The following is a 19,999-nucleotide window of genomic DNA, read 5'->3' as shown; positions in this document are numbered from 1 at the left end:
AATGCAATTTATCACAATTAGCTAATCCATTCGACTCACTGGCAGACAACCAAATTTGTTGTCTGCTTTTTGTATGAGATTTTTCATTTTACATATACTACTTTTGAGCCTGTTACCAATACAAGCCATTTGGTGTTTTGAATTCCGACTAAGCTTTTTTGTTGCATAGATTTTCACATCTTTGACAACACTGTTTTAAAGCGCGTTTTCTGGTTATTCGTAGTTCTAATCCAGAATAATTTTTCTCCTATAAAGGACAGCAGGTACGACTGCTAGTCCTTTTTTCTTGTACTACATACTCTCCTTTTTGATAATTTCGAACGACGTTACCCTCATCATCGTAGTAAGCAATTTCCCGAAAAGGATGACAGTTGTGCTTTTCAATTTCTCCATCGAACAAAACGAAGAAATGAGTTTTCCAGTTCCCAACGATCATACCCCACATGCCAGCTACGTTACTCGCATACCCATGTAAGCAAAATGAAGATCGGTAATTCTGCATTTTCTTGAAAGCTTTTTCCGCACTGTACATGCGCTTGATATCAAAAACACCTTCGTTCTCGCACTTTACAAACTTCATGAATTCAACCATCGGCATCGTTAGAAACTTTGTTCTAAACTTCTGCCAGTACAGGAACCTTGCTTTACTTTCCATTTCCGCTACTACAAATTCTTCGTTTGGCCAATGTTCGAAAATGGTGGTGAGTTTGAATTTGTAAAGGAGATAGCTCAACCCAACCACCCCCGTTTCTCACCTTCACGAAAGATGGAATCAATCAGTAACTTAGCCCCTTTCTGACTGACAACGACTTGTCCATCGAACAGCTCAATGTTTGCATCGAATGCTTCACCGGTTACTACACAAACCTTCTCATGCTTTGCAAGAACAACGTTTTTACCGTCTACATGGATTTCTAATTCCGTACCTTTATGCAGCCCTAATGTTCTACGTAATTCTTTTGGAATCACTACACGACCAAGTTCATCTATTTTTCTTACGATACCAGTGTTTTTCATGGCTTCTTCTCCCCCTTAATTCGCAATCAACTTACGGAACAGTTCTTCGTTTCTTGTGTCTAGCGCGTAATCGATGAGGTTATATTTAATTAACTGATCAATTTCAACTGCGCCTTTCAAATTATTAAGTATTAAAAATCGTAATAAAAAAGAGTGCTATAAAGATATGCACTCTTTTAAAAGGCTTTACCAATCTCGACGATCATCACGATCACGGTCATGATTACGTCTGCGACGACACTCATCACAATCGCAGTCACGTCTACAATGACAGTCGTTAAAATCGTTTCTTCTGCGTCTACGACCGCATCCGCAAAATACTAAATCATCCCAAAATCTATTACAATCTCGAGAATGTTCAAAATTATTGTTACATCCCATAGATATGATTCCCTCCTCTAAAAATAGAATTCATCATATTCTATGAATAAAAGGTGAAAACAGCTTGTTTACTAGCCTATGTTTTTTTGTTTTACACTAATAATATTCCAATTTGCAAGTCTACCTCACCCCTTATCTTTCCTTAACAACAAACAAGACGCCAACCAGATCATGGCAGCGTCTATGATAATTGATATTGGTCTTATCATTCGGCATCATTCCTATTTCTTAAATAAAACAGAATCAACGATTGTTAAAACTACCCAAGCTATTCCGAGAAACACTGCAATTAATGGCATCAACCAGAAGTAGTGATACCATTTTGTGTAACTACTCATCTTCCACCATTCATGGAGTGGATTAAGCCCTATCATTTATAACAACCCTCCCCCATTTTGTTCAATAAAAAGAGAGCACCTGTATATCAAACGTTTATGTCACCAATCACTCCAGCAAATACACCAGGCTCAATAAGAAACACAAAAGCCACGACACACACACATCGTGGCTGAATTTATAAATTCAATTGGTCTTTTCGTCCTTCTTGCGGATTCTTACCGCCCTTGCCCGTTCTCCGGTAACGTTCTGATAAAGGGGCTACGCTATCCCCACACTATTCTTTTTTCAAAGAACTGTATAGATATAGAGTAATATTGATTCTGTTCTGAGAAATCACCGGAAACGTCCCCTTTTTATCGAAAAAAAGACCTGCATTTATGCAGGTCAAATATAAATTAGTGACTTTACTTAGATAAAATTACTGATGGATTTCATATCACTTATTCTGTTGGAGACGGAAATCTTGCAGCTTCAAAATGCGTACTATTTTCTACAGTAGAGATAACTCCAGCTACGCTACTTTGTGCAAAAACCTCGACTACATCCCCAGCATTCAATTGAATTATTGATGAAACGGCAACAACATTAGCAAAGTTTATTGGACCAAAAAAATCATTATCTATTGCAATTGCCGGATTTCCATTAACTCGAATTTCTACCCGTGCTCTATAGTTTGTGTTTAGATTATTAGGAATGAACGCAATTGTTCCAATAACAGAATAAACACCTCTTGTCTTTGGTATAAAAATGGATGTTGCAGGGTTATATTCATTTGCTAAATCAAATTGTTCATTTTGGAATAAGACTTTTACAAAAGTATTTGCTGGCACATTTTGATTAACTGTGCTCACAGCTCTAAAAGCAGATGCTCTTACAAGATTGTATTGGTAATCATCAGAACAACAATTCACTTTTACATTAACCCAAGGCTTTTCATCATGTTTTTTATCACATTTGTCATAACTCTTACTACTTTTATGACAATCATGATATTTCTTTTTGTTATCCTTACAATGATCATAGTAGGAATAAGACATACTAGTTTCCCCCTTTTAAATTTATTACTACATACTATGTAAGATAGATTTAAAAGGTTTGGACGAGCTATTATTATTTTTAATTGAATTAAAAAACCCTACCAATTGGCAGGGCAGGGAAATAATATAACATGTAAAGCAGAACAACCTCATCTTAACCAATCTATACAACATAACAAAATACTAGAATCCCATTTCCGATACCTCAAAACTAAGTTTATATAATCCCCACAGCTGTAGCGATCAACTGAATATCACTTTTTTTCTTCTGATAAAACGGATCACGCTTTATCATTAATTCGTTGTACACAAACGAATCTTTAACCTTTCGATTCCCTAAGTACTTCATTTCAATTATCTTACGTTCCTCTTCATCAAGAGCATGTTACAACGTCCGTTCAATTTGTTTAAAACGTATCTCATGATTCTTTTCGTCACCTTTCATTTTAGGAAAAAGAACAATGCCCCCCGCTCGAGCCTGTTCTTCTTGATTTTTCATCCGGACGCACAATGCTTTGTAGTTTTTCAGCTCCTTCACCACAAGTCTACGCATCTCCTTTTCAATGATGTCTTTAAAAAATGACAATTGATTCATACGATACGGTTCCCCTCCGTTCGATCTACTTACTTATAAACGAATTATTTTGTTTAAATTAATATAGCATCTATTAAACACATAATAATTATACTTTTTTACTAGTATACAAGCCGTATCTTTTAAAAGAAGCACAACATAGAATAAAATACAGGACAAGACTTTCAAAAAACTTGTCTGAATTTATTCTCAAAAAAGAGGTGAACATAAATGCCTATCGTTAAGCCCTTTATAGCTGGAAGACGATTTGTAAGTACAGCAGCAACAGGGACTGTCGCTGGAGCAGATTTAACTTTTGCTAACACAGACTTCACTGATGACACTGGTGCTGTAACAACATTCCCTGCTTCTTATGCTTTTTTAACACTTTATATTAATGGTGGGGGATACTATTACTGGTGTGACTACTACAGCTGCTACTATTGTAGGAGGCGCTGTCCTAGATGGAGGAACTCCTATCGCAATCGAATTTACAATAACGTAAATTTAGTTATCTTTTTAGAGGTTTCATTAAAAGAAACCTCTAATTTTAAAAAATGAAGTTAGTTTTAGTAGCAACTACATAATGCAGTGCCTATACTAGTATAGGATGATTGGTATTTATACTCACTCTTGAAAAGAGCACTTATATGGTGCTCTTTTTTAGTTTTAAACTAATACAAAATGAAATTTTAAATCTTATTTAAAATACACTCAAGTATCCTAATTTACTAACGATTAACCTTACATAGTTGTAATAATTTCTTTAGCCTCCCACTAACTAGAAGCAATCGATTCCTTCTTTGATGGTAAAAATATAAAAAAGCAATGATTAGGTTTTAAATCTAGTCATTGCTTTATCTATCTTATCTTGTTTTACAACTAAATATCTAAATATCATTCTTTCACTTGAATGCTACATGTATTTTTATTAAATTCTTTAATAAAAATTATATAATGCTTCACTAATGGCTTCCTTTTTCTCTTATCAATATTCATATGTTACAATAGTACCAGTTGTATCAGTAGTACCATTAAAACCACTAAAACAATTAGAACAACTACCACAACTACCACAGCCGCCACAACCTCCACAGCCGCCACAACCTCCACAACCTCCACAACCAAAACAACCGAAGCAACCAATACAACGGAATCCGCCACAACGAAATCCACCACAGCGACCTCCACAACCGCCACAACGACCACAACCGCCACAGCGACGAGCAGCATCTTCAATATAGTAATATGGATATTGGTTTTGCTGGTCCCAATACACAACATTTCCAGACTGATAATCATTAAGGCTTAACGCTTGTAGTTCTTGTTGAAACTTATTCATTTTCATGACCTCCGTTTATAAAATACAACCTCATCGATGCTTGCCTATATCCCTGTTCGTTAAATCTAAGTAGAAATAGCGCTATAAACTAAGTTCAATACATACACCAACAAAGTATGACTTATCACTAGATGATGCACCTTGTTTATGCACCTATTTTTAGGTTATTTTTTCCATAGGCTCATTTTTATAAATTGGAAAAAGACGCATTTAGATTGATGCGTCTTTTGGCGAACTTCTTTTGTGAAATCATATACATAGGTATTATTCATACCTGTGTATAGCAATACCTCTACTCATTATCCAATTACATCTTTTACATCTGTATCCACTGGCCACTTTTCTAATGTATAAGCCATATCCCAAAATGAATATTCATATTGACTGCTAATAATAAAGTGCTGTTTCATTCGATTTCGATCTGCCTCTGTCACTTTTTCAGCTATTGTATCTAACCGTGTAATTTGTTCTTCAACTAATGTTCTGAACCAATCAGATCCATAAGCAGAAATCCATTCGTTATAAATTTGCTCTTCTGGCTGACACTCTTTTAAACGCTCACCAATTTCATAATACAACCAATAGCAAGGTAAAATTGCTGCAATGATATCGCCTAAATGTCCTTCATACGCAGCACGATACATATGTGAAGTATAAGCGTATGCAGTTGGAGCAGGGATAAAATTATCTTTCTCTTCTTGTGTTATCCCTAGTTTCTTCGCAAAGTTCTCATGTAAAGATAATTCCGCCTCGTATGTATTTTGAGCATGATGTGCCATACGAGCTGTCGTTTCTAATTCTAGAGCCTTTGCAGCTCCTAAAGTTTGTACTCTAGCGAAGTGACTCAAATAATATGAATCTTGAAGTACGTAATAGCGAAAACTAGCTAAATCTAACGTTCCTTCACCAAGTTGTTTTACAAAAGGGTGATGAAAACTAGCTTCCCAAATTGAATCTACTTCTTGACGTAATGATTGTGAAAATGTCATTTAAATCCCTCCAATAAAGTATAAAATTTAAGTATTTACCCACAGTTATTAAATCTGTAAAATAAAAAAACTTTCTTTACAAACGTAAAGAAAGTGAAATTGACAGTATTTATTCATAAAATAGTAATGTCTTCCCACTTCCCTACGCTAGTATTAACCAGATCAGGTACTAAGAGTCTCAAATTCTCATTTGATCTCAGCCTATAATAGGCCCCCCTAGTGGATAAATATTTAATTTTCGTATTGCATTCATCATAACATACTTCATGTTACTGTCAAAAGTATTCATGATAGCGCTTCTTAAAACCCTTCTTCTTTTCTTACTTTTAATGAAGTTTCAATAATCATATCTAATAGTTTACTATAATGAATACCAGCTGCATCTGCACTTTTCGGTAGTAAACTTGCTTGTGTCATCCCTGGTAATGTATTAACCTCCATTACATATGGAATTCCGTCCTTTACCATCATATCTACCCTTGCATAAACGCTGCATTTCAATGCTTTATAACAAGCCAGTGACGCTTTGTTTACACGTTCCTTCAATTCAGCTGGAAGTTCGATAACTTCTTCAATTGTACTAACATCATCATATTTTGCATTGTAATCAAAGAACTCAGCTGCATGTCGGATTGAAATAATAGGTAACTGTTTTCCATCAAAAATTGAACATGTAATCTCATCACCTTTTATATACTTCTCTATTACTACTTCAGAATCCCATTCAAACACAGTTTCCAGCATTGAAATTAATTCATCTTTATCATATACAATCTTTACCCCAACACTTGATCCACCAGAGTTTGGTTTTACCACTAACGGAAATCCTAACTTATCTAATTCATCAAGATTTAGATCCGCCATTTTTGTAAGTTCAATCCAATCGGGTGTTTCTATACCTTCATAGCGTAAAATCTTTTTCGAAATATTTTTGTCCATACATATACCGCTAGATAACATATTGCTCCCGCTATAAGGAATACCTAAACTTTCAAGCGTGCCTTGAACCGTCCCATCTTCTCCATATTTTCCGTGTAATGCAAGCAGCGCAAAATCAATGTCTTTCGCTTTTTCGATTAAATCCATTTTTTCATTTAACGTAATTGGTACGATTTCATATTTATTTTTATCTAAATTTGCAATCATTTCATTTCCAGTCATAATTGATACTTGTTTTTCAGAGGATACTCCCCCCATAATAACGCCAATTCTCATTTCCTCAACTCCAAATTTCAGTTTTTATTGTATCACCGATTATTTTGATTCCACGAACTATTTCTTCTTCTTTCAGACGTGAAAATCCTAATCGAAAAGTAGTCGCTCCTCCTCCATCAGAATAAAAAACATCTCCAGGAGAAAATGTAACCCCTTGCTCATAACACTTTTGTAAAAGTGTGCGGGCATGAATTTTTTCTTCTAACTCTATAAATAAATGAAGTCCACCATCACCGGTCATTCTTTGAAACGGAATGTACTCGTTACACGCCCCAACAGCTAACTCATATTTCTTCTTATAAACTGATCTTGCCTTTTTTAAATATTTTTCAAAATATCCTTCATGTAAATATTGAAATAGAACAGCTTGATCTAACGTAGATGTGTGAATCGTTCTTGCTCTTTTTACACTTTCTAAATGATGAATCAGTTCTTTATCTGCGATGATCCAGCCTACACGTAAACCAGGGAAAAGTACCTTTGAAAAGCTACTAATATAAATTACATTATTACCAGCGCCAGCAAAAGTTAATAATGGTGCTAAGTGTGAACCTGAATAACGTAGCTCTTCATTAAATCCATCTTCTATAATAGGAACCTTATATTTGGAGAATAATCTCATCAGTTCCGTTCTTTTCTCCGAACTCGTAACAATACCGGTTGGATTATGATAGGAAGGAATTAAATATGCGAAATCAAACTCTTTTTCACGCAAACTTTTTTCTACTTCGTTCGTATCGATGCCATCTTCATTCATATTAATTCCGTGAACTTCAAGTCCATGTAAACGGAAAAGCTTCAATGCAGCATGGTGAGTTGGATTCTCACAAATAACCCGCCCTGATTTCTTCGATAACGAGGATAGCACGATGTCTAATCCTTCTGTAAATCCATTTGTAATTAAAATATCTTTGTTCGAAATATCTACACCTTTCATTTCCATATAATGAAGTAGATAATTCATTAAAGGTCTATAACCTTTTGCGTATCCGTAGTTTAATACGACATCCCCTTCAATGGACATACGAGTAAGAAAAGCTCTTTTGAAATTTTCCACATCAAATAGCTTTTCGTCCGGAGCAATGCTATTAAAAACAATCATTCCTTTTTCCCAGCGAACACCATGTTTCATTAAATCTAATTCATCCGCTAATAAGGTAACTGTATTAAGTTTATGTTTCCAATCTATTTCAACAGACGAAGTGTTCGATATATCAACCTTCGCTACAAAATTCCCTTTCCCTTTAACTGCATAAATGAGTCCTTCTTGCTCTAAATCCGCATAAGCAGCGAGTACAGTATTTCTGCTCACACTTAGTAATTCACTTAGTTCCCTAGTTGAAGGGATTTTTTGATCCCCGAGCAAATGACCTTTCATAATCATCTTTTTCAAATAATCTTTCAATTGAATATAAACGGGACGATTTTTCACAACTTTAAAATCTTTAAACAATTCCTTACCCCCTGCAATCATTTTTGCATATTTATTTCATTCTCAAAAGGTCCACTACATATGTATTTTTTATAAAGGGCGGTACGGTCTTATAAAGTGGAACTTTAATCAATGGGGCTGATTATCACCCACTGATTATTATCCCTTATTAACAGACATTTTACTGCCTATTACTAAGGGATAAATCTTTGCGGTATAAGTTAATTACATCTTTTAAAGCTGCTGCTGCGGCTCCGCGTGGATTTGATGCACCACCAATTGTAGTAACTTGCCCCATCGTATCAGTAAAGAAGGTAATTCCTTTTTCTGTCCCATTTACATTTGCTAGTGGATGATCTTTATCTATTTCGTGTGGTTCCACATGAAGAGCCACTTTACCATCCTTATCCTTATATGCTGAAGCTATTAATTTAATATATTTATTTTGTTCTTTAGCATTTCGTATTTGTTGTTTTGTAACATGTTCGATTCCTTTTATATGTATATCAGTAAGTGTTTTCTCTGTTTCCATTAAGCTGTTTGTCAAAAGTAACAATTTACACGCACTATCTGAACCACTTATATCTAATATAGGGTTTGTCTCAGCAATTCCTTTATTTTGTGCTTCTTTCAGTGCTTCTTCAAATGTCATATCTTCCTCATACATTTTCGTAAGAATATAATTAGTTGTTCCATTTAATATTCCTTCTATTTTTTCAATACTGCAACCTGCTAAACTAAATTGTCCGATATCTAGTGTCGGTAGTGCAGCGGCTGTTGCACCGCTATATCGAATTCGTACATTTGCGCTTCTTGCTGCTTCATTTATTTCTCTCCAGTTTGTAACGAGCGCACCTTTAGAAATTGCTACTATATCCATCTGTTTCTCAATCGCTTGTTTCATATATTGTTTCCCTGGATTTCCATCTTTAAGATTTGTAACTGTTGATTCTACCAATACAGTACCACTTATGCTAGTTGTTGCACGTTCCTTCGGATGATACTCTAAATATTTTTCAATTGCAGCGGTACCGCCACCATACATCAATAAATGATGAAGAGATAAACCGTCTTCATTATGTATTGCAATATTTCTCCCTAATACGCCACTTACAACTAATTGAATCCCATATGTTTCATATATATATGAATACTTTTCATTTAATAATTTTATAAACTCTCTGCCTACTGTTCCGTATCCTGATAATACAACTTGAATTTTCATAATATCCCCCCATATTTTTCTACCAAATCCCTCTTTCAATATAATATAAAGCGCTCTCGAATTCCATCGAGAGCGCTTTATTATTACCTATTTTGGTAAACGTGATAGCTTTTCAGCAATTGTTCTATAAAATTCTTGAATGCTAGAAAAACCTAACGTATCTGAAACACTTAATCCTACCATGTCGAGATGGTCCCAATTCGCTTTCGTTTCGATATGATTCCATTTTCCAACCTGTAATGACTCATTATTATTTACAGCAACATTAGAAGATGGTGCAATCATAGAATTTGTATTTACTACACCATCATTTTGCCACCAAGAAGTATCAACTAACGGACGGTTTTCTTCATATCTCGCATAAGAACCTAAGAAAAATGCATTCCCCATCAACACTTTATTCATCGTTATATGAGGTAAATGTAAACCTGTTATAGGTGCTGCTTGTGATGCATGTCCACTATAAGATAAGTAATACACATCCGGTTGCGTCTTTACCCAATTATTTAACTCCTTTGCACCATCAGTACTTAAATCCCATTGACTAATGTCTTTTGTATTTTTCCAAATTGAACTATTTAGAATACGATTACTATATTGGAAAAAGGACTCTCCAGCATTCTTCTTTATACCCCATTGATCCAATTTAAAATCATATAACGATAAATTATTGTTTCCTCCAAAGCTTGCAGCTGTAATGAGTAAATCTTTAGCGAACGGCAGCAGAAGACTACCATCCGCAAGTGTTGTACCGTTGTGAGGGGTTGCTAATGTTGTCACACTATGAACATATGATTTTCCGCCTTCAAATAGTAGTGATATTTTGGTGTCTGGGTGATTTTTCACATAATTCTTTTCTTCAAAACTACCTTCTTTTAATAGCTGTACTAATGTTCTAATCGTTTGTCCACCCATACTATGCCCAACTAAATGAACTTTATTTGTTTCACTCCAATTCGGTGCAAAACCACTATAAGTTCTACCAAAACGATTATGTCCATGTTTCTCAGCATGTGCGGCACCGTAGTCTACTGTACCACCGTTAATTTGCGCATATAATTCACATGCACGATCCCAGTTACTAGAAACAGGTCCAACAGCTGCGGTATGTACCATATAACCACTTTGCTTCAAATCTTCCTGTATATCATGAACACCACCCCAATATTTTACGCCAAGCATTTCTTCTCTACCCCATCCAGCAAATCCATTCACCAATATGACAGGATAATTATTTTGTTGTCTCTCTTCAGCGTACGTTATTTTCATTGCGAATGAACATACAGTCACTAATGCGAAAAAACATATTTTAAAAAATAACTTCCCCATACTTCCCCCCTAATAAAACGTTTACATTTTTCTTTTAAAAAATTCACAGCATGCTTTAATAACTTAAACATAATGTAAAGCATTTTATATACGTTGTATATATAGAAAACATATACAAATGTTGATAAATATTAATTCAAGTAAACATTTACTGTTTACAATACAACTTGTAAATCTGATTATTTGAATTTATAATTAGATATAGTTTCCTCATGTTAAATAGATTTAAAAACCATAAGAAAACTAATCTCATTGCTTGAAAAGGAGGAAAAAGCATGAAAATCGGATCAAATATTCATACATTATCTCAACCTACTAACATAACTCCATCTACTCTTGAGCATAATACTATCTCTTCTACTAAACTTGAAAGTAAGAAAGTAAATGATCCTATCAAGTTTGATATTCGTTCATCTGAAAAAGAAATGAAACAACCTGAGCATAAATTTAACGAATTAGATTTATGGAAGATGTTAAAAGATAAAGGTGTTCCTTTATGGATCATACTTGAAATGCTACAAAGGTCTCGTAAGGAAAAAGAATCTCAAAATAATTCAGTTCAAATTTCAAATGCGATTGAAGAACCGAGCGAGACGCGATTAAATGAAGTAATGTAAACTATGTTATCTAAATGGTCTAAATTAAAAAGAGTTCAAGGCTGATAAAATTCCTATCAACCTTGAACTCTTTTTTATGATTTTTCTCCAATCGTGACAAATTGAACTGATACTTCTTTCTCAAAATCTTTAATTAACTTTCTTACTTTTACATATTCATTAGTCAATGTATTATCTGTCGACATTTTAGGTTTTTCGTCACCTAAAGATTTTTTCAGATGAAGAAGTTGCATTTTTGATTCATTTACTTTTATTTCTTTATACACATTATTTTTCGCCACAATTACAAACCATAGTGTTCCATAGTTTCGATTATTACCAAGCCAAGCATCACTATCATATGTAACTGGTATCGCTTTACCTTCTATTTCAATACTTTTTATATTCTTTTCTTCTTCATTTATAAATAATAGTGAACTTTCTTTTGGAAAATTCGGTAACGTATCTAAAGGTTTAGAATGAGATGTATGATCTCTTTTACGAAAAATTTTTGCTGTAATCATCGCTTTTGCAGTAGATTCATTTAATATCAGAACCCTTTTTTGATCAAATCTACCTGTTTTCACCGAAAAAACTTCATGTTCTTTCGTATTTTCCTTATAACGCTTCATAACTGTTGAAGTATGATTCTCATCTCCAATGATTAATACGCCGTTAGCTGGAAATCTGTTTTCATTTTTAGAGCATGCACTTAAACTTATTAAAATTAATATACTTAATATGAAAATAGAGAGTGTTTTTTTCATCACAGTTCCTTTCATAACTCAAATTGTTTTTTTACATGCTTTTCTGCAATCTTACTTGCTGATATTCTCTACTGTTCCATAGTTTTATAAAGCTTTTGTAAGTAACGCCAACGAGTTATAAAGAAATATAAAACTTGTATACATATAAATGAAATTAAAATTATGATAGAGCTATCCATAATAGAAAAATCGACTAATTGTTGTAATGCCATATAAGCCACCACAGTATGAATCACTGCAACGATAATCGGTAAGAAGAACATTAATACTAATTGTCTTGTTACAACTTTTTTCAACTCTCGTTTACTTAATCCCATTTTCGAAATCATCTTATATTGCTGCTGATCGCGGTCCAAATCAGTATATAACCGGAAATAAATAAAACTAGCAGCGAAAGTAAAGAAGACGATTCCAACTAAAACACTTGCCATAAGTAATAACCCATTCGTTTGTTTTGCACTTAACAACTCTATAGTTAGTGCTCTAAATTCAAAATGTATGTCTCTAGGATCTTGATCGAATATGTCACTTAATTGGTTTGAAATCTCTTTTGTTTTTATCCAATCATCTACAACAAATCCATAAGTTCGATATTGGATAATATTTTCAAAATCTAGATTACTATTAAGCGGAATTTCATCATACACATGATCTTGAATCGCAATATTAATCCCTTCCGTATCGTGTGGCAAAACTAAATTATCTACAGTTTTTTTTACATGAAATGTCTTTGTCCAATCGCCTTGAATAACTTCAATATTCTTTTTATAATCACCATTTTTAAACTCTTGTTTTTGTGATACGACTCCAGGGATTAATAACATTTCATCTTCTTTTTCAATCGTTTCTTGTTGGTACCCGAGTGCTCTCGCAAGTTCGTTATATTCACTTAACTTCATTACATTTACATTACTTTCTGTATAAATATCTGAAGTGGAAGCCATTCGATATGGAATATTAGAATCAGCAAGATGTTTTTTTATAATCGAGAGATGTTTATCCGTTATTTTATTTTTATCAGGAGCTGTATACAGAAATGTATACGGGTTTGTCATCCTTACCAAATCTTTGTTTCCAAGAGCTGCTGTCGTGCCAATTGCTGTAAAAGCAACTGCTGAAATAATAGATACTATAAAAAACATTGTTGCATTATCTTTCATACGGTATATTAATTCTGAAAATGTTAATATATTGGTTCTCTTTAAAAAGAAAGATTCACTCCTTTTCACAAGATGCAATATATAAACGCTACACTGTGTATATAAAAAGTACGTTCCTATAATTACTAGGAGAACACCCATTCCGAGCGTAATAAAACTATAACTTGGGATAAAGCGAAATACTAAAATATAGCCATATCCTATACTAAATAAAGAAAAAATTGATAATAAAATTGACGATTTCGGTTCAGGCTTTGGCTTTTCCCCTGCTTGAATAAGTTCCACAAGTTCTGTTACTTTTATCATTTTAAAAGTAACTAGCGAAACAATTAAAAATAAGAATAGAAACGTGATGCCAGTTAATAATACCGCCTTTACTGGCATATAAAAAGGTAAGCCGTTACTAATCATTAATACACTGGCACTTATTAATAAAACTAGTTTAGAAAATATAAGTCCAATAAGAACCCCTATACAAATTGAACCAAGTCCAATTAACATATTTTCAATTAACAATAACTTCTTAAGCTGTCTCATTGACATACCTTGCATCATTAAAATGCCAAATTCTTTCTTACGCGTTTTTAAAAACGAACTCACTGAATATAGAATGAAGAAGAATGAAAAGACAAAAATCAAACCTTGAGAAACTTCAAATCCTAATGTACCAAATGTACTTATTGTTTTACTTGTCGATTTCAACTCCCCCTGTAAATCAGGATGGAATAATAAAAGAGCATACGTAAAGAAAATCATTATAGAAAATGCACTACTTAAAAAATGGGCAGCATATGTACGCTTATTACGAAAAATATTATTAAATGCGAATTGACGAAAAGTCATGCCTTTTCCCTCCTAACAAAGAAAGGACATCCATAATCTTTTGATAAAATGCTTGCCTGCTTTCACCACGATAAATTTCGTTATATAGTTGACCATCTTTAATAAAAATTACTCGGCTGCAAAAACTCGCTGCATACGGATCATGAGTCACTAACATCATCGTAGCTTTTTCTTCCTTATTTAGAGTATCTAACATCTCCATTACATCATTTGAAGATTTAGAATCTAAATTCCCTGTTGGTTCATCTGCAAGTAATAATTGCGGCTTATGAACAATTGCACGAGCAATTGCTGTTCTTTGAGCTTGGCCTCCTGATATTTCAAACGTTCTTTTATTCAATATATCTGTAATATTTAATTTCTCTGCGATTTCTTGTACGCATTTGTTCATTTCTTGCACAGAAACGCCATCTAATGTCATCGGCAATACGATATTTTCCTTCACTGTAAGCGTGCTAAGTAAATTAAATGATTGGAAAACAAATCCCAATTGTTTCCTACGGAATAAAGCTAAATCTTCTGATGATAAGTGGAAAGGATTTGTACCATTTATTACTATTTCTCCCGATGTCGGAGAGTCGATAGTAGATACCATATTTAATAACGTTGTTTTCCCGCTCCCGGATGGCCCCATAATCCCTATAAATTCACCTTTTTGAATTGATAAATCAATATCTACTAATGCTTTAAAAGGTATTTTCCCTTTATATACTTTATTAATATTTTTCGCATGTAAAATTTCCATTTCTATTCTCCCTTCATTTGCACTTCTCACAATAGAGTGTAAATGAATTCTCTTATAGCTCATATTGATTCATCTTTCATTTATCTTACACGCTTGTAAGATTTCTAAAAAAACTGATAATAATACTATATACAAATTAAAATTAACGCATAACTATCTTATAATAATTGTATAGTGATAGGAAATACAATTGTATATCAAACCTTTATTATAAAAATGAGAAAAGACCGATTGCTTTATCGGTCTTTTCCTTCCCAAAATTATATTTTTAACTAACGCTTTTAATTGAAATGTTTTTGCGTCACCATTTTAATTCTTTTTCACTTTATAATACCCTCTACAAAAAATTGATTGCTTCGGTTTGATCGCAATTAACAAAGAATTGTATATGTCTGAAGCAGAAAATATTGCGTTTATCCAACATACAAATAATAAGATTGACTTAAAATTGCCTGATACAAAAGATGATATAATGCCAGGAATGACCGATAGTACAATAATAGGTAAGCTCATAAAAATCCAAAACCGCGTTTTGGATAGGATTGCATTTGTATTTAGCCAAAAAAATATTCCGCTACAAGTTAAGCTAATATCCCCCATTTTATTTATAACAATAATGTGTAGACATTCATGAATGATGAAGACTAAAATACCTAAAATGATAAGATAAAATATATTAATATGAGTGAAACTTGCTCCAAAATAATACGGTATTAGAAAAATAATGATTTGAAGTACATATACAAACTTCATATAATGTTTTCGGTGCCAATCATTTTGTATAAAAGGAGTCCATTCTGACAAATCCATACTTATTTGTGGTAAGTGACGAAACCAAATGATAATACGCTTTCCCCCTCATTTAAACTATTTCATATTTTAAAACATGCAACCCACTAACACTCAATCATTAATTTTAAATGCAAACCTTCGCTGTCTTCACTTTTGCCGTGCATTCTTATACGAAAGCCTAAAGTGATTCATGTGTAGGATGATTTGAGTAAGAAATTAGTTTTTTCATAGATACATATATTCGACAAAATTTTCCAAATACCTTTTTGAATATACTGTTTATGAAATGGATCTCGCATGTACAACTTGATGCATTTGTTTTTGGTGAAAAGCACATCCAGAATCTACTCTTTAACATGGTTAACTAGTACATTAGAATGCAAAAAGCTTAGAGTTATAACTCTAAGCTTTTTGCATTGCATGATCACTCCCTTTAAAGAGCACTATTTTTTATCCATTCGGATTTACTCAATACATAATGATTATAAATTTGATTTTCTATCATCTGTTGACCCAAATAAGTAAATCTACATTTTTCAATGACCTTATTTGAAGGTGCGTTGTTTATTACTGCAATTGCGTTAAGGACATCCACATTTGTATTTTCAAACAAATAGTCAATCAGTCCTTTAGTTGCTTTCGTTGCATATCCATTATTATGATATTCACTTGAAACAGCATACATAATTTCTCTATTCGGTGCAGGAATCTCATCTTTCATACTTGTGCAGCACCATCCAACAAATTCATTTGTCGTTTTCTTAAATATTCCTAGTCTTAATATGTGATCATCTATGTTAGTCGTAGTTCTCACTGCATTAAGAAATGCTTTATTTTCTGGTATTTCATAATTTGTAACCCAATTAACTCGTTGTTCTTTCGTTGATTTCCAGTCCGGTAAAAACTTTTCTATGTCCGGTTGATTTGCTATTTTATAAATACTTTCCGCATCTTTGACCGTAAACTCTTGTAGGTATATATCACCACAATCTATTTTAAATAGCTTAGTCAAATCCTCTTCTCCCATGTCTAATCCCCCTTACTTACGTTAAAGCGCCTTAATCTGCTTCGTAAGTTCCATAAACCGTTCATCTAGTTCTTTATATTCTTTGTCTTTAGGAGTTAAAAAGCTTAATTTCCCTAATACTTCTTGTCTTTCTGTTTCTAACGTTAAACGTAGCTCTTCAATTTCATCTCTTGTTTTCGTAGGTTCTTCGAGCTGCTTTTGTATCGTATTGTTTACAAACACAAGTTTTGCCGTAGTTGTTTTCTCCAAAAAATATCGATCGTGAGAAACGATAACAAGTGTTCCATTATACTCAGCTAATGTGTTTTCAAGCTGTTCACGTGATGGCAGATCAAGGTGATTCGTCGGTTCATCTAAAATAAGTACATCTTTTTCATCTAAAATATAAGCCATAAGCTTACATTTTACTCGTTCCCCCATACTCATATACTCAATCGGCTCTTTCCATTGAGAAGCTTGAAAACCTAAATGTTTCATTAAATTTTGAACTTTCCCTCTTTCTTCAAATGACTCTTTATAAAATAAATCTTCTGGTGTTTTATCAAGTGGTAAATCAAATACTTCTTGTGTTAAATAACCAATGTTTGCTGATGGTGAAATCCATACTTCTCCTTCAGCAGTTTCTGTTCCCATAATCATCTTTAGTAACGTTGTTTTCCCACTACCATTCGGTCCAATAATCGCAACCTTCTCACCGTGCTGAATTGTAAAATTAACGTTTTCAAATAATGTTCGTTTATTAAATTCTTTCCGCAATTGTTTTACTTCTAAGAAACGTTTTCCTACTTTTTTACTCGCTTGAATAGAAAATTCAACTGAATAATCTTCTTTCACACGTTCTACTTTCGTTTTCTCTAGCTCTTTTTCAAGACGTTTTCGTTTCGATTTAACTTGCGCGTCCATTCGCTTCGCCTTTACACGATAAAATTCTTTAACACCTTCTTGTTTTGTAGACTGCGCATGTGCCTTTTGTGACCATGAACTTAATTCTTTTATATGTGTTTCTACTTGTTCTATTTTCTTTTGTTGTTTTTCATATTCACGCTGTTGCGTCATTCTTTTATGTTCACGTGCTTTCATATAACTCGTATAATTCCCGCTATGATCAATTAATTTCTTATCCTCAATTGACCATATTCTAGTCGCAACAACATCTAAAAAATATCGATCATGTGATACGACGATAACTGTACCTTTCATATTTTTTATTTGTTTAATAAGAAATTCCGTACTCATCTCATCTAGATGATTTGTCGGTTCGTCTAATATTAAGACATTAGGATTTTGGGCAAACCCTTTTGCTAATCGAACTTTTAGCTTTTCACCACCACTTAAAGTTAGAAAATCGTTCGTGGGCACGCCCCATTTTGCAAGAAGTTCCGCTTCTTTTGCAATTATATCCTTACTAACAAATGATTCTATTTCTTGTTCAACATATGCTGTTGTCATATTCATTTGCATCCATTCAACAGTACCTTTTGATGGTTCAATCTTCCCATTTATTAATTGAAGTAACGTTGATTTACCAGCCCCGTTTTTACCAATTAATCCAATAACATCCCCTTGTCTTACTGTCACATTCATTTTCTCTAACAACATATTTTCCTTAATTTCAACATAAACATCATTTAATTTTAATAGTTCTTTCATAATACCGATCCCTTTCATTAAGGGAGAATAAAAAAATCCTCCCAAATAAATTTGGCAGGATTAGTCGTTAAAATATTTATACCCAAATAAGCTATTGCGTAACATAAATAGCAATACCGTTGTATGGAAATTGGGCAGACTAATCCTATTTTTTAGAAATTGAAATTTATTGAATTTCAACATTTAAAAATAAGATTAGTTAATCATCGTCCACCCATCATTCCTTTCCGTCGTTAATAACCATATTGTACCATACTAGTACTGTATGAGTAAATGCAATTATATGTGCTGGAATAAAGATCGCTTTCTTCCAAGGCAATTTATCATTTCTTAACATCAAATTGAACAAGCATACCTTTATTTTAAGATTCCCCTAATAATTCCCTTCTAAGCACGCCCTCTTATATAATTTTTATATAACTGTATGATTAATTTTATATTATACAGACTACATTTCAGTTCTTATAATAAAGTTATCATTTTTAAGGAGGGATTCTCCAATGGAATTTAGCAAACTAGGAAACAGTGGATTAACAGTAAGCAAGATTGCATACGGGAACTGGATAAACCATGGCGGAAAAGTAAATGAAGATACCGCAAATGAATGTGTGAAAGCCGCATTAGATGTTGGTATTACAACGTTCGATACTGCAGATGTTTATTCGGACACTATTGCCGAGGAAGTACTTGGTCGCTCTTTGAAAGGAACACGCCGAGAAAGTATAGAACTTTGTACAAAAGTATGTCATCCGACCGGACCTGGAAAAAATGATCGAGGTTTATCACGAAAACATATTATAGAAAATTGTAATGCATCGTTACAACGGCTACATACAGACTACATTGATGTCTATTATGCACATCGATTCGATACAACAACACCTCTTGAAGAAACAATGTTAGCTTTCTCAGATCTTGTAAGACAAGGAAAAGTCCTTTATTTAGGCGTAAGTGAATGGAAATCGGAACAAATCACACGCGGTGCAGCACTTGCACGAGAATTGAAAATCCCTCTTATCGCTAGCCAACCTCAATATTCGATGTTGTGGCGAGTTATAGAAACTGATGTGATTCCAACATGCCAACGTGAAGGACTTGGCCAAATTGTTTGGTCTCCCCTCGCACAAGGTATTCTCACTGGAAAATATCAACCAGGTAAACCAATCCCTGCCCACTCACGTGCTAATTCAGATGCAGGAAAACCATTTTTCAATAAACTCGTACAACGTTGGATGAGTGATAATGTACTTACTGCTATACAGAAACTTAATCCTATTGCAATTGAAAATAATCTTACCTTATCTCAACTCGCAGTTGCTTGGGTACTACAAAATCCAGCTGTTTCCTCTGCAATTATTGGCGCTTCAGATCCGGAGCAAATAAGAGAAAATGTAATTGCTTCTAGCGTTACATTGTCACCTGAAATTATGGGTCAAATTGATAGTGTATTAAAAGGTTTCATTGAGTATGACCCAAGTAAAACAGGTTAAATCGTCAGTGACTTAACAATAAATATAGTACCTTTCCCAAATCACTACT

Annotated in this window: 19 protein-coding genes, 3 pseudogenes and 1 riboswitch; of the genes and pseudogenes, 3 read left to right on the top strand and 19 right to left on the bottom strand. The window is 33.6% G+C overall.

The features are described from left to right. Nucleotides 1-247: 247 nt before the first annotated feature. The 7 genes and pseudogenes from GFJ36_RS13775 to GFJ36_RS30105 form a co-directional block, all read right to left on the bottom strand. Nucleotides 248-733, bottom strand: coding sequence for an MFS transporter (locus GFJ36_RS13775; protein WP_088004849.1), 486 nt, complete (start codon nt 731-733; stop codon nt 248-250). Next, the gene (locus tag GFJ36_RS13770) at nt 730-1,017 is read right to left on the bottom strand and encodes an AbrB/MazE/SpoVT family DNA-binding domain-containing protein (protein ID WP_087984004.1); all 288 of its coding nucleotides are present in this window, start codon (nt 1,015-1,017) and stop codon (nt 730-732) included. Before GFJ36_RS13770 ends, GFJ36_RS13775 begins: the two co-directional genes overlap by 4 nt. Before the next feature lie 15 nt (nt 1,018-1,032). After that, nucleotides 1,033-1,122: pseudogene (locus GFJ36_RS13765) on the bottom strand (IDEAL domain-containing protein); the annotation flags it as partial. A gap of 81 nt (nt 1,123-1,203) precedes the next feature. After that, nucleotides 1,204-1,398, bottom strand: a complete 195-nt coding sequence (locus GFJ36_RS13760; RefSeq protein WP_098082210.1) for a hypothetical protein — start codon at nt 1,396-1,398, stop codon at nt 1,204-1,206. Nucleotides 1,399-1,619: 221 nt separating this feature from the next. Further along, nucleotides 1,620-1,772 (bottom strand): hypothetical protein, encoded by a 153-nt coding sequence (locus tag GFJ36_RS13755; protein ID WP_157349655.1) that lies wholly within the window; start codon nt 1,770-1,772, stop codon nt 1,620-1,622. Between the two features lie 405 nt (nt 1,773-2,177). Beyond that, nucleotides 2,178-2,774: an ABC transporter permease gene (locus tag GFJ36_RS13750; RefSeq protein WP_088008789.1), complete on the bottom strand. Its 597-nt coding sequence runs from the start codon at nt 2,772-2,774 to the stop codon at nt 2,178-2,180. A 217-nt stretch (nt 2,775-2,991) separates the two neighbouring features. Beyond that, nucleotides 2,992-3,369 (bottom strand): annotated as a pseudogene (locus GFJ36_RS30105) (ArpU family phage packaging/lysis transcriptional regulator). Nucleotides 3,370-3,579: 210 nt separating this feature from the next. Here GFJ36_RS30105 and GFJ36_RS13740 point away from each other — a divergent pair. After that, a pseudogene (locus GFJ36_RS13740) lies at nt 3,580-3,853 on the top strand (DUF4183 domain-containing protein). Nucleotides 3,854-4,336: 483 nt separating this feature from the next. Here GFJ36_RS13740 and GFJ36_RS13735 read toward each other — a convergent pair. From GFJ36_RS13735 to GFJ36_RS13710, 6 genes are all read right to left on the bottom strand, one after another. Further along, nucleotides 4,337-4,690 (bottom strand): heterocycloanthracin/sonorensin family bacteriocin, encoded by a 354-nt coding sequence (locus GFJ36_RS13735; RefSeq protein ID WP_157349654.1) that lies wholly within the window; start codon nt 4,688-4,690, stop codon nt 4,337-4,339. 299 nt (nt 4,691-4,989) lie between these two features. After that, nucleotides 4,990-5,679: a thiaminase II gene (gene tenA / locus GFJ36_RS13730; protein ID WP_087985859.1), complete on the bottom strand. Its 690-nt coding sequence runs from the start codon at nt 5,677-5,679 to the stop codon at nt 4,990-4,992. A 122-nt stretch (nt 5,680-5,801) separates the two neighbouring features. Continuing rightward, nucleotides 5,802-5,907: riboswitch (TPP riboswitch) on the bottom strand. A gap of 72 nt (nt 5,908-5,979) precedes the next feature. Continuing rightward, the gene (gene ddlB / locus GFJ36_RS13725) at nt 5,980-6,894 is read right to left on the bottom strand and encodes a D-alanine--D-alanine ligase (protein ID WP_087985860.1); all 915 of its coding nucleotides are present in this window, start codon (nt 6,892-6,894) and stop codon (nt 5,980-5,982) included. Nucleotides 6,895-6,898: 4 nt separating this feature from the next. Continuing rightward, nucleotides 6,899-8,347 (bottom strand): MocR-like pyridoxine biosynthesis transcription factor PdxR, encoded by a 1,449-nt coding sequence (gene pdxR, locus GFJ36_RS13720; protein ID WP_087985861.1) that lies wholly within the window; start codon nt 8,345-8,347, stop codon nt 6,899-6,901. Between the two features lie 160 nt (nt 8,348-8,507). Then, nucleotides 8,508-9,551, bottom strand: a complete 1,044-nt coding sequence (locus GFJ36_RS13715) for a homoserine dehydrogenase (RefSeq protein ID WP_087985862.1) — start codon at nt 9,549-9,551, stop codon at nt 8,508-8,510. An 87-nt stretch (nt 9,552-9,638) separates the two neighbouring features. Then, entirely contained in the window at nt 9,639-10,880 is a 1,242-nt protein-coding gene (locus tag GFJ36_RS13710) for an esterase/lipase family protein (protein WP_087985863.1), read from the bottom strand. A 275-nt stretch (nt 10,881-11,155) separates the two neighbouring features. On the opposite strand from GFJ36_RS13710, the gene GFJ36_RS13705 reads away from it, so the two are divergent. Next, nucleotides 11,156-11,497 carry a DUF3914 domain-containing protein gene (locus GFJ36_RS13705; RefSeq protein ID WP_087985864.1) on the top strand — a complete coding sequence of 114 codons (342 nt, stop codon included), beginning with the start codon at nt 11,156-11,158 and terminating at the stop codon, nt 11,495-11,497. A 74-nt stretch (nt 11,498-11,571) separates the two neighbouring features. Here the strand turns inward: GFJ36_RS13705 and GFJ36_RS13700 are convergent, their stop codons facing one another. The 6 genes from GFJ36_RS13700 to abc-f form a co-directional block, all read right to left on the bottom strand. Next, the gene (locus GFJ36_RS13700) at nt 11,572-12,243 is read right to left on the bottom strand and encodes a lipoprotein BA_5634 family protein (protein WP_141542847.1); all 672 of its coding nucleotides are present in this window, start codon (nt 12,241-12,243) and stop codon (nt 11,572-11,574) included. 68 nt (nt 12,244-12,311) lie between these two features. Beyond that, nucleotides 12,312-14,246 (bottom strand): ABC transporter permease, encoded by a 1,935-nt coding sequence (locus GFJ36_RS13695; protein ID WP_097890176.1) that lies wholly within the window; start codon nt 14,244-14,246, stop codon nt 12,312-12,314. Next, the gene (locus GFJ36_RS13690) at nt 14,221-14,991 is read right to left on the bottom strand and encodes an ABC transporter ATP-binding protein (RefSeq protein WP_097890177.1); all 771 of its coding nucleotides are present in this window, start codon (nt 14,989-14,991) and stop codon (nt 14,221-14,223) included. The genes GFJ36_RS13695 and GFJ36_RS13690 overlap by 26 nt, the downstream gene beginning before the upstream one ends. 309 nt (nt 14,992-15,300) lie before the next feature. Then, entirely contained in the window at nt 15,301-15,801 is a 501-nt protein-coding gene (locus GFJ36_RS13685) for a DUF3267 domain-containing protein (RefSeq protein ID WP_087985866.1), read from the bottom strand. A gap of 415 nt (nt 15,802-16,216) precedes the next feature. Next, a complete protein-coding gene (locus tag GFJ36_RS13680) occupies nt 16,217-16,810 on the bottom strand; it encodes a GNAT family N-acetyltransferase (RefSeq protein ID WP_087985867.1) in 594 nt (197 codons plus the stop codon). Between the two features lie 21 nt (nt 16,811-16,831). After that, nucleotides 16,832-18,460 carry a ribosomal protection-like ABC-F family protein gene (abc-f, locus tag GFJ36_RS13675; RefSeq protein WP_087985895.1) on the bottom strand — a complete coding sequence of 543 codons (1,629 nt, stop codon included), beginning with the start codon at nt 18,458-18,460 and terminating at the stop codon, nt 16,832-16,834. Between the two features lie 500 nt (nt 18,461-18,960). Between abc-f and GFJ36_RS13670 the strand changes: the two genes are divergently transcribed. Then, entirely contained in the window at nt 18,961-19,950 is a 990-nt protein-coding gene (locus GFJ36_RS13670) for an aldo/keto reductase family protein (protein ID WP_048547080.1), read from the top strand. The last annotated feature ends 49 nt before the right edge of the window (nt 19,951-19,999 follow it).

Origin of the sequence: Bacillus sp. EE-W1 (assembly GCF_009760835.1) — a bacterium.
Lineage (GTDB): Bacteria > Bacillota > Bacilli > Bacillales > Bacillaceae_G > Bacillus_A > Bacillus_A wiedmannii.
Note: the sequence above shows the minus strand (reverse complement) of the source record. Positions and strands in the feature narration are given on the sequence as shown.